This window comes from Hoeflea algicola (assembly GCF_026619415.1).
Taxonomy (GTDB): Bacteria; Pseudomonadota; Alphaproteobacteria; order Rhizobiales; family Rhizobiaceae; genus Hoeflea; species Hoeflea algicola.
This window is the reverse complement of record NZ_JAOVZR010000001.1, coordinates 626,400-639,420: the sequence shown is the minus strand read 5'-3', so window position 1 is coordinate 639,420 and position 13,021 is coordinate 626,400. Positions and strand designations below refer to the sequence as shown.

Sequence of the window (13,021 nt, the reverse complement as noted above, 5' to 3'; positions counted from 1 at the left end):
CCCTTAAAGCAGAATGTCGGTGTAGAGCTCGGAGGCATCCGGCTCCTTGTCGGCCTGGGCGAAGTCCGCCGCGTCCGCCACCACATCGCGCACATTCTTGTCGATGCCCTTGAGTTCTTCCTCAGTGGCATGCTTGAGCTCGAGGATACGGGCCTTGACCTGTTCGATCGGGTCATGTTCGGCGCGCATCTTCTGGACCTCGTCCTTGCTGCGGTATTTCGCCGGATCGGACATCGAATGGCCGCGATAGCGATAGGTCATCATTTCCAGAATGATCGGCCCCTTGCCGGCACGACAATGCGCCACGGCCTCGACCGCAGCCGCATGAACCGCGCGTACGTCCATGCCGTCAACCTGATGGCCGGGAATGCCGAAGGACAGGCCCCGCATGGAAAAATCGGTCTGCGCGGATGCGCGAGAAACCGACGTCCCCATGGCGTAACGGTTGTTTTCGATGATGTAGATCACCGGCAGCTTCCAGAGTGCTGCCATGTTGAAGCTCTCGTAGACCTGGCCCTGGTTGGCTGCGCCATCACCGAAATAGGCGACCGAAACATTGTCGTTGCCCCGGTACTTATTGGCAAATGCCAGGCCGGTGCCGAGCGACACCTGGCCGCCGACGATACCGTGACCGCCGTAGAAATTCTTTTCCTTGGAGAACATGTGCATCGAGCCGCCCTTGCCGCGGGAATAGCCTCCCCGGCGGCCAGTCAGCTCGGCCATCACGCCACGAGCTTCCATGCCGGTGGCCAGCATGTGGCCATGGTCACGATAGCCGGTAATCACCTGGTCACCGTCCTTGAGCGCCATCTGCATGCCGATAACGACCGCTTCCTGGCCGATATAGAGATGGCAGAAGCCGCCAATGAAACCCATGCCGTAGAGCTGCCCCGCCTTCTCTTCGAAGCGGCGGATCAGCAGCATCTCATGATAGGCTTCAAGTTCGGTGGACTTGTCGAAGTCGGTAATCCCGCCATTCAGACCGCTTTTTGCGGCTGGTTTCTTGCGGGATGCGGCTGGCGCGCTTTTACGTGGAGCCATTGTCATCCTCCCAGTGGAAATGTGAATTGACCATAGGGAATTAAGCCGCCAGCAGCAAGCGCATAAATGCATAGCTGGCATGTTTGCTATGCTGTTGTTTTAAATAGAAATTGTCTGAATTAACCGAATTCAGGTTAATGATCTAAATCAATTGAAATAGACGACCTCGTCCTCGCGGGCGACATTCAGGAGAAACCGCGCCCGCTCATCGAGCATGTCCGCCTCCACTGCGCCGTCGCTCAGCAACAGGACCTGTCTTTCCAGACGTTGCCTGCGTTCGGTCAAGCTTGCAAGCTGTTCCGTCAACTCAACGCGACGCACCTCGAGCGCTTCCGCCGAATTGAGGCCATAGGCCCCCGACCAGGAATGAAATCCGAAATAGGTAAAACAGCCCAGTGAGAGCAGAGGAATTACCCACCTGCCCCATCTCCGCTGTTTTCTGAATTGAGTCCGCATTCGCTAAACGCCTTACCCCTGCGAGGAACACAGAATGGCAGGCCATGCTTAATATAGGGTTAGCCACCACCCGACATTTTTACACAGGTGACGCAAGAAAGCCCGCAAACGGGTGCGGGCTTCCAAGGCTATGGCGACATTCGCCGGCGTTTGGCGTGCGGCTGTTATCCGCGCAGGATCGAGGCGCCGGCGTAAGCTGCTTCAATACCGAGTTCTTCCTCGATGCGGATCAGCTGGTTGTACTTGGCCAGCCGGTCGGAGCGCGACAGCGAACCGGTTTTGATCTGGCCGCAATTGGTGGCGACGGCGAGATCGGCGATGGTGGAATCTTCGGTTTCACCGGAACGATGGCTCATCACCGCAGTATAACCGGCCTTGTGGGCGATCTCGACCGCATCAAGGGTTTCCGACAGCGTGCCGATCTGGTTGACCTTGATCAGGATCGAATTGGCGACGCCCATCTTGATGCCGTCGCGCAGCCGCGCGGAGTTGGTGACAAACAGATCATCACCGACCAGCTGACACTTGTCGCCAACCATATCGGTAAGCGTCTTCCAGCCTTCCCAATCATCTTCGGCCAAGCCGTCTTCGATCGAGATGATCGGGTATTTGGCAACGAGCTCGGCGTAATAGGCAGCCATTTCCGCGCTTTCGAGAACACGCCCCTCGCCTGCCAGATCGTATTTTCCATCCTTGAAGAATTCGGTCGAGGCAGGGTCGAGCGCGAGATGGATATCTTCGCCCGGACGATAGCCGGCCTTTTCAATCGACTTCATGATGAAGTCGAGCGCTTCGGGCGCGCTCTTCAGGTTCGGGGCAAACCCGCCCTCGTCGCCGACGTTGGTGTTGTGACCGTCAGCGGCAAGTTCCTTGCGCAGGGTGTGGAACACTTCGGAGCCCATGCGCACCGCCTCGCGCAGGCTGGAAGCGCCCACCGGCATGATCATGAATTCCTGAAAATCAATCGGGTTGTCGGCATGCGCGCCACCATTGATGATGTTCATCATCGGCACCGGCAACAGCCGTGCATTGGCGCCGCCGACATAGCGGTAGAGCGGCAGGCCGCTCGATTGCGCCGCGGCGCGGGCGGCTGCCAGCGACACGCCGAGAATGGCGTTGGCGCCGAGCTTGCTCTTGTTGGCAGTGCCATCAAGCTCGATCATTGCCATGTCGAGGGCAATCTGGCCTTCGGCATCCATGCCGCAGATGTTCTCGCGCAGCTCGCCATTGACCGAGGCGACTGCTTTTTCCACGCCCTTGCCAAGATAGCGGCTGCCGCCGTCGCGCAACTCGACGGCTTCATGGGCCCCGGTCGAGGCGCCTGAGGGAACCATTGCGCGGCCCATGGCGCCATCGTCGAGATGGACATCGACTTCAACTGTCGGGTTTCCGCGGCTGTCGAGAATTTCCCGTCCAACAATATCAATAATGGCGGTCATGACTTGGTTCCTTGTATGGCTTGGGACAAGCGCCATTCCGGCGTTGCGCGTTCTTACCGCAAAGCACCCGAAAATCAAATGCGATGCGCAGACGGAAACGGCCTGGCTGGGCGTGCGAAAAAGCGCATCAGTCGGCTGTCAGCGCATCTACAATCTCGGTAACCCAATACATAATTACCAGCTCGACGTCCGGATTAAGGTTCCGCTAACCCAAACGCCCCTAAGAATTCAAGGGAAGCAGGGCTGCCCGCATCGATATCCGAATTGCTGGCAATGGCATGAAGCCTCTCCCGAACGTGGTGTCATCTCCCGCGTTGTCGAACCGGTGAGACTGCCAGCTTAAGCGGGCATGGCCATCTCTCTTCCCCACCTTGATCAGTATTTCCCATGAGGATGTCATGAAGCTCAACATATCGCGAAGCCTGGTGCTGCTAGCCATCACCGTTACACTCGGGCTGACGGCGGCCTTCGGATTGCAGAAATTCATTTATGAAGATCTCAAGGTGACCGGGCCGGTCTACACCGAGATCGTCGACAACAAGGATCTGCTGGCCGACATCCTGCCGCCGCCGCTTTATGTGGTCGAATCCTACATGCTGGCCAATGAAGCGATGGTGCATCCGACCATCGCTGAACAGAACGCAGCGCGAGATCGGCGAATTGTATGAAGAGTACAAGTCCCGCAGGGATTACTGGCTAGGTTCCGAGTACAACAGCGCGCTGCTTGAGCACCTCAAAGCCGGCACCCTGATCGAGGGCGATCGCTACTGGGAGATCATGAACGGGACCCTTGTTCCCGCCATCATCAATATGGACATGCCGACGGCGACGATCACACTGGGCGAATTGCGCACCGCATTTCTGGCCAGCGATGCCGCAGTCAAGGATCTGGTCGCCGAAGTTTCTGCACATGATCAGCAGGTTCGCGCCGAAGCCGTTGCCGATGATGCGCTGTTCTCGCTGATCGCATTGATGGCCAGCATCGGCACTGTGGTGCTTTTCCTGGCAGGCCTGTTCGTCTTCCGCCAGCGGGCGATCGTGCCGCTGACGGCGATGAAAGACTATATGCAGGTGCTTTCCGACGGGGACTACAATCGCGATGTGCCCTATGCCGAGCGCGACGATGAAATCGGCGAGATGGCGCAATCCGTCGCCTATTTCCGTGACGCGGCGATGGAACGCAACACGGCACGCGAGCAGAGCGAGACGGCCCGCCGCGAGAAAGACGAACTCGACGCAGCCAACGCCGCCCACAAGGCCAAGGAAGAGGCCGAGCGGGTTCGCGTCATCGAGGCGCTCACCAGCGGTCTCGAAAACCTGTCGGGTGGTAATCTGACCTACCGCATCACCGAGACTTTCGCGCCGGAATATGAAAAACTCCGTTCCGAGTTCAATTCCTCCATCGAAGTACTGAATTCGACGCTGAGCGACATATCGACGACAACCAACTCGGTGCGGTTGTCCTCTTCGGAAATCGGCAGTGCTGCGGACGACCTGTCGCGCCGCACCGAGCAACAGGCTGCCTCGCTTGAACAAACCGCGGCCGCGCTCGACGAGATCACCGCGACGGTGAAGAGTTCGTCGCAGCGGGCGGACGAGGCCAGCCAGATGGTCGGAACCGCCAAGGCTGGCGCCGAGAAATCGGCCACGGTGGTTCACGATGCCATCTCGGCGATGGAAAAAATCGAGGCCTCCGCACGCCAGATCAGCCAGATCATTTCGGTGATCGATGACATCGCCTTCCAGACCAACCTGCTGGCACTCAATGCCGGCGTCGAGGCAGCGCGCGCCGGCGAGGCCGGAAGAGGTTTTGCCGTGGTTGCCCAGGAGGTTCGCGAGTTGGCGCAGCGTTCCGCCACGGCGGCCAAGGAGATCAAGACCCTGATCGAGACCTCCTCGACCCAAGTTGCCTCCGGTGTGTCGCTGGTCAATGAGACAGGCACGGCGCTCAAGGATATCGAAACCCAGGTAAACCGGATCAACGATCACATCATCTCGATCGTCACCGGCGCGCGCGAACAGTCGACGGCGCTGGCCGAGATCAACTCGGCGGTCAACCAGATGGACCAGGTAACCCAGCAGAACGCAGCCATGGTCGAAGAGACCAATGCCGCCACCCAGGACCTTTCCGGTGAAGCCGTGAAGCTCGAGGGTCTGGTAGGCCGCTTCAAGACCGATCCTGGTTCTGGTGCAGGCCACGCTGCGCTGGCAACCGCCACTTCCGGATCGAAACCGGCACTGTCGCCGGCGCGCGCGCTGGGCGCCAAGGTGGCCTCTGCCTTCGGCCTTGGTGGTGCGGCAACTGCCGCCAAGCAGGAGAACTGGAGCGAGTTCTGAGCGCATGGCTCACATGATAGAACAGGCAAGGCCACCGGGGATAATCCGGTGGCCTTTTTCTTGCACAATCAACAATGCAGACAGATCTGGATCAGGAGGCGGCGCGCTTGGCCACGGCATCAAACGCCATCAGCGTTTCCAGCAAGCGCGGCATGTCCCTGAGCGGCACCATGTTGGGACCGTCAGAGGGCGCGTTGTCGGGATCCTCATGGGTTTCGATGAACACGCCGGCAACCCCGACGGCGACGGCAGCGCGCGCCAGCGTCTCGACAAATTCGCGCTGACCACCGGTCGAACCACCCTGCCCGCCGGGCTGCTGTACTGAATGGGTGGCATCGAAGATCACCGGCGCGCCCATCGCGGCCATGATCGGCAATGCGCGCATATCGCTGACCAGCGTGTTGTAGCCGAAGGAAGCGCCGCGCTCGGTCATCAGCACATTGGAATTACCGCTGTCGGTGATCTTGGCGAGCACATTCTTCATGTCCCAGGGCGCCAGGAACTGGCCCTTCTTGACATTGATCACGCGGCCGGTTCTGGCGGCGGCGATCAGCAGATCGGTCTGTCGGCAGAGAAAAGCCGGGATCTGCAGGATGTCGACGACATCAGCTACCGTTGCGCATTGTTCTTCGGTGTGGACATCGGTGATGACCGGCAGGCCGAACTCGGCCTTGATGTCGGCAAACACCGCCAACGCCTTGTCGAGCCCGAGGCCACGCTTGCCCGACAGCGAAGTACGGTTGGCCTTGTCGAAGGATGATTTGTAGACCAGCCCGATGCCGAGATTGGCACAAATCTCCTTGAGCTGGCCGGCGATCTCGAAGGCGTGCTCGCGGCTTTCCATCTGGCAGGGACCGGCGATCAGTGTCAGTGGCAGCTGGTTGCCGAACACCACGTTGCCGGCGTTGACGGTGGAATTGGCAGCAGTCATCGAACTTCCTCGAAACAATAGATCGCGCCCTGACCGGGTGCAGGATCAACCATCAGGCGGGCACCGACCTGGCGGACGGTAACGTCGTTCTCGTGCAGAAATTCGGTGATGGTGACCAGGCTGGTGACCCGGTAGACAACAGCACGAGTGCGCAGCCCGCGGGCGCGGCTCGGGTCGGTCAGGCCGAGATAGGCTTCGAGCCCGGCATTGTTGAGAACCGTGACGGAGGCCTGCTGAAGCTCGATGGTCATGCCGAAGGAATTGGCGTCGACTTCACGGTTGTCGCATAGCTCCTGGATGAAATACTGAAAATCGGTAGGGTTGGGTTCCGACAAAACCACTTCCGAGATGCCGATGACGCCGTTGGCGTGGGTGCTCAAGGCAGAGTGACCGGCGGTCGGCACATTGATGCGCTCGACGGCGAAGCCGAACATGTCGGGCGCTCGCAGATCCGCGGCAAAGGCAAGCTTGAAGCTCGCTTCGTGTTCGGTCCCGTCGGGCATCCGCATTAGCCGCGAAAAGCCCAGCATATCGCCGCCGGACATTCCCAGTTCAACAAAGCGGGCATGATCAGCGTCGGCGTCGCTGGAGCCGACGACGAAAGCGCTGAAGCCATTGTCGCCGTTGCGGAACCGGTAGGCCTGATCGCGGGCGACAAAGACATTGCCCTGCCGTGCGGCCTCCTCGCAATCCTCGCGCGAGGCGATTGCCAGCGGTTCGAGATAGGTTCCGTCATCGAAAAACACGCAGGCGTTTTCGGTGCCGAAGGGATGGTGGGCCTCGGCGGCCACGGTAAAGCCGAGCGCTGTATGGCGGGTGCGCGTGCTCTCCAGGTCCTCGACAGGCAACACGAGATGATCAAGCGGTCTGGCGGTTCGCGGTGACGTCATGGATTTGGCTCTCCGTTTGGCACTCCCCATATCAGCAAGCTTTGCTGCCGCGCAACTGCGGCGGGGCGGGCCTTGCGGAAAAGCTGGCCAACCGGTATTTCAGACCGTGTACAAACCGGGGGAACGCCTTTTGACCGGGCATTTTGCTGTGGCGCTGAAGCGCTGCCATCTGTCGATTACCATGCTGCTGATGGCGCTCGCGCTTTCGGCCTGTGCCTCATCCGGTGGCTCGATCGACGAGATCGTCACCTCGGTCGCACCGACACCGAGTAAATATGCGGCGATCGTGGTTGATGCCAAATCCGGCAAGATGCTCTATGGCGCCAATGCCCACGAAACCCGTTATCCGGCGTCGCTGACCAAGATGATGACGCTGTACCTGATGTTCGAGGCGATGGACCAGGGCCGCGCCACCCGCGAGACACTGATTCCGATCTCGGCCTATGCAGCGCGGAGGCCGCCCTCGAAACTGGGGCTGAAAGCCGGTCAGACGATTCCCGTCGATACCGCCATCCGGGTACTGGTGGTCAAATCCGCCAATGATGTGGCCACCGCCATGGCCGAATTTCTGGGCGGCGGCTCGGAATCCCGATTCGCCGAGATGATGACGGCGAAAGCCCGCACGCTGCGGATGAGCCGCACCACCTTCAAGAACGCCTCGGGGCTTCCCGACGCTGGTCAGGTGACGACGGCCACCGACATGGCGCGGCTGGCAATCGCGCTGAGGCGCACATTCCCGCATTATTACGGCTATTTCAGCCAGACCGAAGTGACGGTGGCGGGTCGCACCATCAAGGGTCACAACCGGGCTATGGCGATGATTCCCGGCGCTGACGGGCTGAAGACTGGCTACACCCGCGCATCGGGCTTCAATCTCGCCACATCGGTGACCCGCGGCGGCAAGTCGGTGGTCGGCGTGGTGATGGGCGAAGACAAGGCCAAAATCCGCGATCAGCGCATGGCGCAGTTGATGTCGGCTTTTGTGAAAAAGGCCAAGTAGCCAACTTTTCAGATGATTGCCTGATCCGTAAGGCGGCAGTACACGGGCGACAGTTCGTGAGTTACGGGCCGGTGCAGGAAATGCCGACCGGCGGATCATCCTCGATCTGAATGAAACCGAGCTGCAAGGGCATGGTGTCGTGATCGGCCCGGAGCAGCCGGATCGCCGCAACCCGTTTGGTTACCTGCTGATCCATCAGATCAATGCGGAAGACCTCGCCATCATCAAAGTCCTGGGCCTTGACCACCAGATCTCCCGGCAGATTGGGATCGGTGGTCAACTCCCAGTCACCCATCTCGATCGACACCGACAAAACATTGGGAACCGGACCGGCGCCGAGCACGATGTGGACACTGGAATCCTCTTTCATGTCAGTGCAGGAAATCGATTGGGTGGCGTGGGCCGGGCTCGCCAGCGGCACGAACAATGCGGCGGCGGCCAATGATGCCAGGACTGCGTTTACACTGCGCATGGTCTTGATCCCTCCTCAGGTGCGGCGATATCGCCTCTGGCTGGATGTACCGAGACAGCGCGGGCACCACAGCGTGGGAGTGTGTCAAACTTCCGATTTGGCGGCAAGTATGCGCGCAAGGAGCGGCAATCCGGGCGGGCAACGCAAAATGGTCCCGCGCGGCAGACCGCCGAGGTATGGAGGAGAAGATGGTCCGGAGGGCCGTGTGCGGGCTTTGCCTCTGGGAAGTGGTAGTGTGGGGGGTGGCGCAGCACGCACACGGCCCGAACTTTGCCGGATGATGTCCGCATCCGACAGGCGGCAAACCGGCTTCCGCAACAGCCCGGACGATGGCCATTGCAGGCGCCTTGCACCGCGCATTCCGGCACGAACCCGACTGCAAAAAGAACAATCAAATCCGCCACAGGCCCGTTTCGGTGTCCAGCCCGCGCACCCGCCCGGGGGCAAGTGTCGTTCTGAAGGCCGACCCGGTGGCTGGCTTGGCCCGCGCCCATGCAAGCAAGAGGCGAACTGCCAGCGGAACCACGATGGTCACCGCCTCCTCTCATCCCGAGCCGCACGTTACGGCAAGGGTTGCGAGGCATTCCCCCGCCTGGTCCGAAGCGTTCGCGTTCCATCCGGCAGCGGGAGCACAATGATGATGCCATCGCGCGTGGAAGTGTGGACAATATTGGTGGAATTTTGTTGTGCGAACGCCCGGTTACAGCCGTTTCGAGGTGTTTGAAGCAGAAATTCTTCCGCGTATTTCCGACGAGAACCGCGTCCCTCCACCCTCGGCTTCGATCGGCTCTGGACGGGGGCGTAATCATCTGCCAAAAGCGGGGTGGGACGCGACCGCCGTTAGTTATAGAACGGGGTCGGGCTGTTGATTGACGTCACGCGGCTGCCGCGAGGACACGCTGGCCGTCCTATCATTTTCTGCCATGCCACCAAGCCAGCCGACCCGGTACACATTACCCGGTCAACCGGTTTGCCCTCAAACTGGGATTTGAACCACCGGCGATCATCGATTCTCAGGACACAACGTAGGCTGCCGCTGTCATTTCAATGTGGCCGGCGATGGTCTGCAAGCGCGTTCACGGTCGGGAACGGCAATGTGAAGTGCATTGCAGGCGGCGGGGCGCTAACGTTCCCTGACGCGAGGATGCGCGCGCATGGCATTGATTCTGATAGGGAAGAAACGGCGATGGCGTGGACAACAGACCGGCATGATCCCCACCGGCTAAGCCGATGACGGCGCGCGGACTGGGTAGGCTGGTGCTGCTTGCCGGGCTTTATGCGCTGCTGGTTTTCGGCGGCAACTGGCTGGCACAGTATTTCGAGCAAAGCCTGCTGGCCGCCAACATCAACCAGGATTCCAGCCCCTATCAGGGGGCGGTGATCGGCTTCATGATCCTGTATGTGCTGGTGATGGCGATTCCGTTCCTGCCAGCTGCGGAAATTGGCATGGCACTGATCATGGTGTTCGGCGCAAAAATCGCCGGCTTTGTCTATATCTCCACGGTTCTGGCGCTGTGCCTGGCCTTCGCCATCGGCCGGCTGGTGCCGGTCGCGCCACTGGCGGCGTTCGTCAGGGCACGCGGGTTCACCCAGCTTTACGTGATGATCACCCGGTTCAGCCTGCTGGATGTGGACGACCGGAAGAAATATCTCGCCCGGCAGGGTCCGCGCCGGCTGGTGCCGTGGCTGCTCAGGCACCGATTGCTGGCGCTGATCGTGCTGCTCAACCTGCCCGGAAATTCGCTGATCGGCGGTGGTGGCGGCATTGCGATGATCACCGGGCTGAGCCGCGTGGTGTCGTTTTCGACATTCCTGGCAATCGTCGCACTGGCGGTGGCGCCGGTGCCGCTGGTGGTCGCCCTGACCGGCTGGTCAGGGCTGTAAGACGGGCGCACCCCTGCCCCGTGGGGCCGCGCGGGACAAATCTAATTCTGTTCGATTGATATGCCGCTTTCGCCGATCTTGATTTCGACGCCGGATGGCTTTTGCTGCTCCTGGTAGAGCTGGAAGCCGATGACGCCAACGCCGACGACGAGCAGGGCGATGATAATGTAAAGCGTGTTGCGGTTCATGGCTGGGTGTCCCTGGAGAAAAACGCGACTTGCGTCCGGACACGGTGTTGCACGGTTTGGCAGCGGGCGGGTAGCCAAATATGTCGGGACACAGCCCTGCCCCATGAAAACGGCAAGGCCCCGGCGCTATCGCCGGGAAAACCCGTTACACCAGGCGCGACTGTTCAAGTGCGGCTTCGATGAAGCTGGCAAACAGCGGGTGCGGTTCCAGCGGCCTCGACTTGAGCTCGGGGTGATACTGCACGCCGATGAACCACGGGTGGACGTCGCGCGGATACTCGACCGTTTCAGGCAGCAGGCCATCGGGCGACAGGCCGGAAAACACCAGACCGGCGGATTCGAGCTGGTCCTTGAAGGCGATGTTGACCTCGTAACGGTGGCGATGGCGCTCGGAGACTTCGGTGGAGCCGTAGATCTCGGAAATCAGGGTGCCGGGCTTGAGCGGGTGCGGATAGGCGCCCAGCCGCATGGTGCCGCCGAGATCGCCCGACGCTGCGCGTTTTTCAAGCTGGTTGCCCTTGAGCCATTCGGTCATGATGCCGACGACATGAGTACCGCTCTTGCGATCGAATTCCGAGGACATGGCGTCTTCAATGCCGGCCAGATTGCGCGCCGCATCAAGCACCGCCATCTGCATGCCGTAACAGATTCCGAGATAAGGCACCTTGCGTTCGCGGGCGAAACGGGCAGCCGAGATCTTGCCTTCCGCGCCGCGCTCGCCAAAGCCGCCGGGGACCAGAATGCCGTGGACCTTTTCGAGCCAGGGAGACGGGTCTTCCTTCTCGAAGATCTCCGATTCGATCCATTCGAGATTGACCTTGACGCGGTTGGCGATGCCGCCGTGATACAGCGCTTCGATGAGCGATTTGTAGGCGTCCTTGAGGCCGGTGTACTTGCCGACGATGGCGATGGTGACTTCGCCCTCGGGATTGTGGATGCGCTCGGAGACCGCTTCCCAGGCCTGCATGCGGGGTTTTGGCGCCGGGTCGATACCGAAGGCTGCCAGCACTTCGGTATCGAGGCCTTCCTTGTGATAGGCAATCGGCACATCGTAGATCGACGGCACATCCAGCGCCTGGATCACGGCGGAGGGGCGCACATTGCAGAATTGCGAGAGCTTGCGGCGTTCCTCGGCCGGGATTTCGCGGTCGGCGCGGACCAGCAGGATATCGGGTGCAATGCCCATCGCCTGCAGTTCCTTGACCGAATGCTGGGTCGGCTTGGTCTTGAGTTCGCCGGCAGCGGCGATCCACGGCATCAGTGTGAGGTGGACATAGACGGCATTGCCGCGCGGCAGGTCGTTGCCAAGCTGGCGAATCGCCTCGATGAACGGCATCGCCTCGATGTCACCGACGGTGCCGCCGATCTCGCACAGCACGAAATCATAATTCTCGTTGCCGTCGAGCACGAAATTCTTGATTTCGTTGGTGACGTGCGGAATCACCTGGACGGTGGCGCCGAGATAATCGCCGCGCCGTTCCTTGTCGATGATGTCCTTGTAGATCCGGCCGGTGGTGATGTTGTCGGACTTGACCGCCGAGCGTCCGGTGAAGCGTTCGTAATGGCCCAGGTCAAGATCGGTCTCGGCGCCGTCGTCGGTGACGAACACCTCGCCGTGCTGAGTCGGGCTCATGGTGCCGGGATCGACATTGAGATAGGGGTCGAGTTTGCGCAGCCGCACCCGATAACCACGGGCCTGCAGCAATGCGCCAAGGGCGGCTGAGGCTATACCTTTGCCAAGCGAGGAGACCACGCCGCCAGTGATGAATACATATCGCGCCATGGGCTTGGACCGATATCCCTTGCTTTGTGATTCCGCCACCCCAAAAACCTCGAGGGGCGGTTTTTACATGTATAATTGAACTGCGGCCATGAAAAAACCGGCGGAGACGATGTGCGCCATCCGCCGGTCATTCCGCAATTCAGGCTTACTGCCCCGAAGGAACATCCGATCCGGACGATGCCGGCGCGGCAGGAATGTCGCCCTCCGCAGCAGGTGCTACCGGGGTTTCGGCATCCGTCGACGGGGTGGGGGCGCCACCCAGCTGATCAAGAACGCCAGCGCCGGTACCTTGGGTTTCGACCGGGATACGGTCGAGAATATCGGTCGGGCTGTCGCCGTAGCGGGCGAGGATACCAAGACCCAGCGAGGTGATGAAGAACGCAGCGGCAAGAATGCCGGTGGCGCGGGTCAGCGCGTTGGCGGCGCCGCGTGCCGACATGAAGCCGGAACCGCCACCAATGCCCAAGCCTCCGCCTTCAGAGCGTTGAATCAGCACGATGCCGACAAGCGCCAGTACGATCATGAGGTGGACGACAATCAAAACGGTTTGCATCGGGTTCTTTCCTGCCCTTCAAGGGCGCAATCTATGTCCGGTTTGGC

General features: G+C 60.6%; 13 protein-coding genes. 4 read left to right on the top strand and 9 right to left on the bottom strand.

The genetic code is table 11. The features are described 5' to 3' along the window. Positions 1–3: 3 nt before the first annotated feature. From pdhA to eno, 3 genes are all read right to left on the bottom strand, one after another. A complete protein-coding gene (gene pdhA, locus OEG84_RS03225; protein ID WP_267652400.1) occupies positions 4–1,041 on the bottom strand; it encodes a pyruvate dehydrogenase (acetyl-transferring) E1 component subunit alpha in 1,038 nt (345 codons plus the stop codon). 147 nt (positions 1,042–1,188) lie between these two features. Further along, positions 1,189–1,497, bottom strand: a complete 309-nt coding sequence (locus OEG84_RS03220) for an FtsB family cell division protein (protein ID WP_267652399.1) — start codon at positions 1,495–1,497, stop codon at positions 1,189–1,191. A gap of 164 nt (positions 1,498–1,661) precedes the next feature. Continuing rightward, complete coding sequence (eno, locus tag OEG84_RS03215) at positions 1,662–2,936, bottom strand: phosphopyruvate hydratase (RefSeq protein WP_267652398.1); 1,275 nt, start codon at positions 2,934–2,936, stop codon at positions 1,662–1,664. 398 nt (positions 2,937–3,334) lie between these two features. Between eno and OEG84_RS03210 the strand changes: the two genes are divergently transcribed. Both OEG84_RS03210 and OEG84_RS03205 read left to right on the top strand, forming a co-directional pair. Next, positions 3,335–3,604: a hypothetical protein gene (locus tag OEG84_RS03210; RefSeq protein ID WP_267652397.1), complete on the top strand. Its 270-nt coding sequence runs from the start codon at positions 3,335–3,337 to the stop codon at positions 3,602–3,604. Then, on the top strand, positions 3,540–5,273 hold the full coding sequence (locus tag OEG84_RS03205; protein WP_267652396.1) for a methyl-accepting chemotaxis protein: 1,734 nt from the start codon (positions 3,540–3,542) through the stop codon (positions 5,271–5,273). Before OEG84_RS03210 ends, OEG84_RS03205 begins: the two co-directional genes overlap by 65 nt. Positions 5,274–5,364: 91 nt before the next feature. Here the strand turns inward: OEG84_RS03205 and kdsA are convergent, their stop codons facing one another. Continuing rightward, the gene (gene kdsA / locus OEG84_RS03200; RefSeq protein WP_267652395.1) at positions 5,365–6,204 is read right to left on the bottom strand and encodes a 3-deoxy-8-phosphooctulonate synthase; all 840 of its coding nucleotides are present in this window, start codon (positions 6,202–6,204) and stop codon (positions 5,365–5,367) included. Beyond that, positions 6,201–7,094, bottom strand: a complete 894-nt coding sequence (locus OEG84_RS03195; RefSeq protein WP_267652394.1) for a VOC family protein — start codon at positions 7,092–7,094, stop codon at positions 6,201–6,203. The genes kdsA and OEG84_RS03195 overlap by 4 nt, the downstream gene beginning before the upstream one ends. A gap of 130 nt (positions 7,095–7,224) precedes the next feature. On the opposite strand from OEG84_RS03195, the gene OEG84_RS03190 reads away from it, so the two are divergent. Next, a complete protein-coding gene (locus OEG84_RS03190) occupies positions 7,225–8,094 on the top strand; it encodes a D-alanyl-D-alanine carboxypeptidase family protein (protein WP_267652393.1) in 870 nt (289 codons plus the stop codon). A 61-nt stretch (positions 8,095–8,155) separates the two neighbouring features. On the opposite strand, the gene OEG84_RS03185 is transcribed toward OEG84_RS03190, so the two are convergent. Next, positions 8,156–8,566, bottom strand: coding sequence for a hypothetical protein (locus tag OEG84_RS03185; protein WP_267652392.1), 411 nt, complete (start codon positions 8,564–8,566; stop codon positions 8,156–8,158). 1,230 nt (positions 8,567–9,796) lie between these two features. Here OEG84_RS03185 and OEG84_RS03180 point away from each other — a divergent pair. Beyond that, positions 9,797–10,450, top strand: coding sequence for a hypothetical protein (locus tag OEG84_RS03180; protein ID WP_267652391.1), 654 nt, complete (start codon positions 9,797–9,799; stop codon positions 10,448–10,450). Positions 10,451–10,491: 41 nt separating this feature from the next. Here the strand turns inward: OEG84_RS03180 and OEG84_RS03175 are convergent, their stop codons facing one another. From OEG84_RS03175 to secG, 3 genes are all read right to left on the bottom strand, one after another. After that, positions 10,492–10,638, bottom strand: a complete 147-nt coding sequence (locus OEG84_RS03175; protein WP_267652390.1) for a hypothetical protein — start codon at positions 10,636–10,638, stop codon at positions 10,492–10,494. A gap of 145 nt (positions 10,639–10,783) precedes the next feature. After that, positions 10,784–12,421 (bottom strand): CTP synthase, encoded by a 1,638-nt coding sequence (pyrG, locus tag OEG84_RS03170; RefSeq protein WP_267652389.1) that lies wholly within the window; start codon positions 12,419–12,421, stop codon positions 10,784–10,786. A gap of 145 nt (positions 12,422–12,566) precedes the next feature. Beyond that, positions 12,567–12,974: a preprotein translocase subunit SecG gene (gene secG / locus OEG84_RS03165; RefSeq protein WP_267652388.1), complete on the bottom strand. Its 408-nt coding sequence runs from the start codon at positions 12,972–12,974 to the stop codon at positions 12,567–12,569. Between the last annotated feature and the right edge of the window lie 47 nt (positions 12,975–13,021).

Excerpts from the sequence above, each read along its gene's own strand:
- pdhA (WP_267652400.1), bottom strand. The coding sequence starts at position 1,041 with ATGGCTCCACGTAAAAGCGCGCCAGCCGCATCCCGCAAGAAACCAGCC.
- OEG84_RS03220 (WP_267652399.1), bottom strand. The coding sequence starts at position 1,497 with ATGCGGACTCAATTCAGAAAACAGCGGAGATGGGGCAGGTGGGTAATT.
- eno (WP_267652398.1), bottom strand. The coding sequence starts at position 2,936 with ATGACCGCCATTATTGATATTGTTGGACGGGAAATTCTCGACAGCCGC.
- OEG84_RS03210 (WP_267652397.1), top strand. The coding sequence starts at position 3,335 with ATGAAGCTCAACATATCGCGAAGCCTGGTGCTGCTAGCCATCACCGTT.
- OEG84_RS03205 (WP_267652396.1), top strand. The coding sequence starts at position 3,540 with ATGAAGCGATGGTGCATCCGACCATCGCTGAACAGAACGCAGCGCGAG.
- kdsA (WP_267652395.1), bottom strand. The coding sequence starts at position 6,204 with ATGACTGCTGCCAATTCCACCGTCAACGCCGGCAACGTGGTGTTCGGC.
- OEG84_RS03195 (WP_267652394.1), bottom strand. The coding sequence starts at position 7,094 with ATGACGTCACCGCGAACCGCCAGACCGCTTGATCATCTCGTGTTGCCT.
- OEG84_RS03185 (WP_267652392.1), bottom strand. The coding sequence starts at position 8,566 with ATGCGCAGTGTAAACGCAGTCCTGGCATCATTGGCCGCCGCCGCATTG.
- OEG84_RS03180 (WP_267652391.1), top strand. The coding sequence starts at position 9,797 with ATGACGGCGCGCGGACTGGGTAGGCTGGTGCTGCTTGCCGGGCTTTAT.
- OEG84_RS03175 (WP_267652390.1), bottom strand. The coding sequence starts at position 10,638 with ATGAACCGCAACACGCTTTACATTATCATCGCCCTGCTCGTCGTCGGC.
- pyrG (WP_267652389.1), bottom strand. The coding sequence starts at position 12,421 with ATGGCGCGATATGTATTCATCACTGGCGGCGTGGTCTCCTCGCTTGGC.
- secG (WP_267652388.1), bottom strand. The coding sequence starts at position 12,974 with ATGCAAACCGTTTTGATTGTCGTCCACCTCATGATCGTACTGGCGCTT.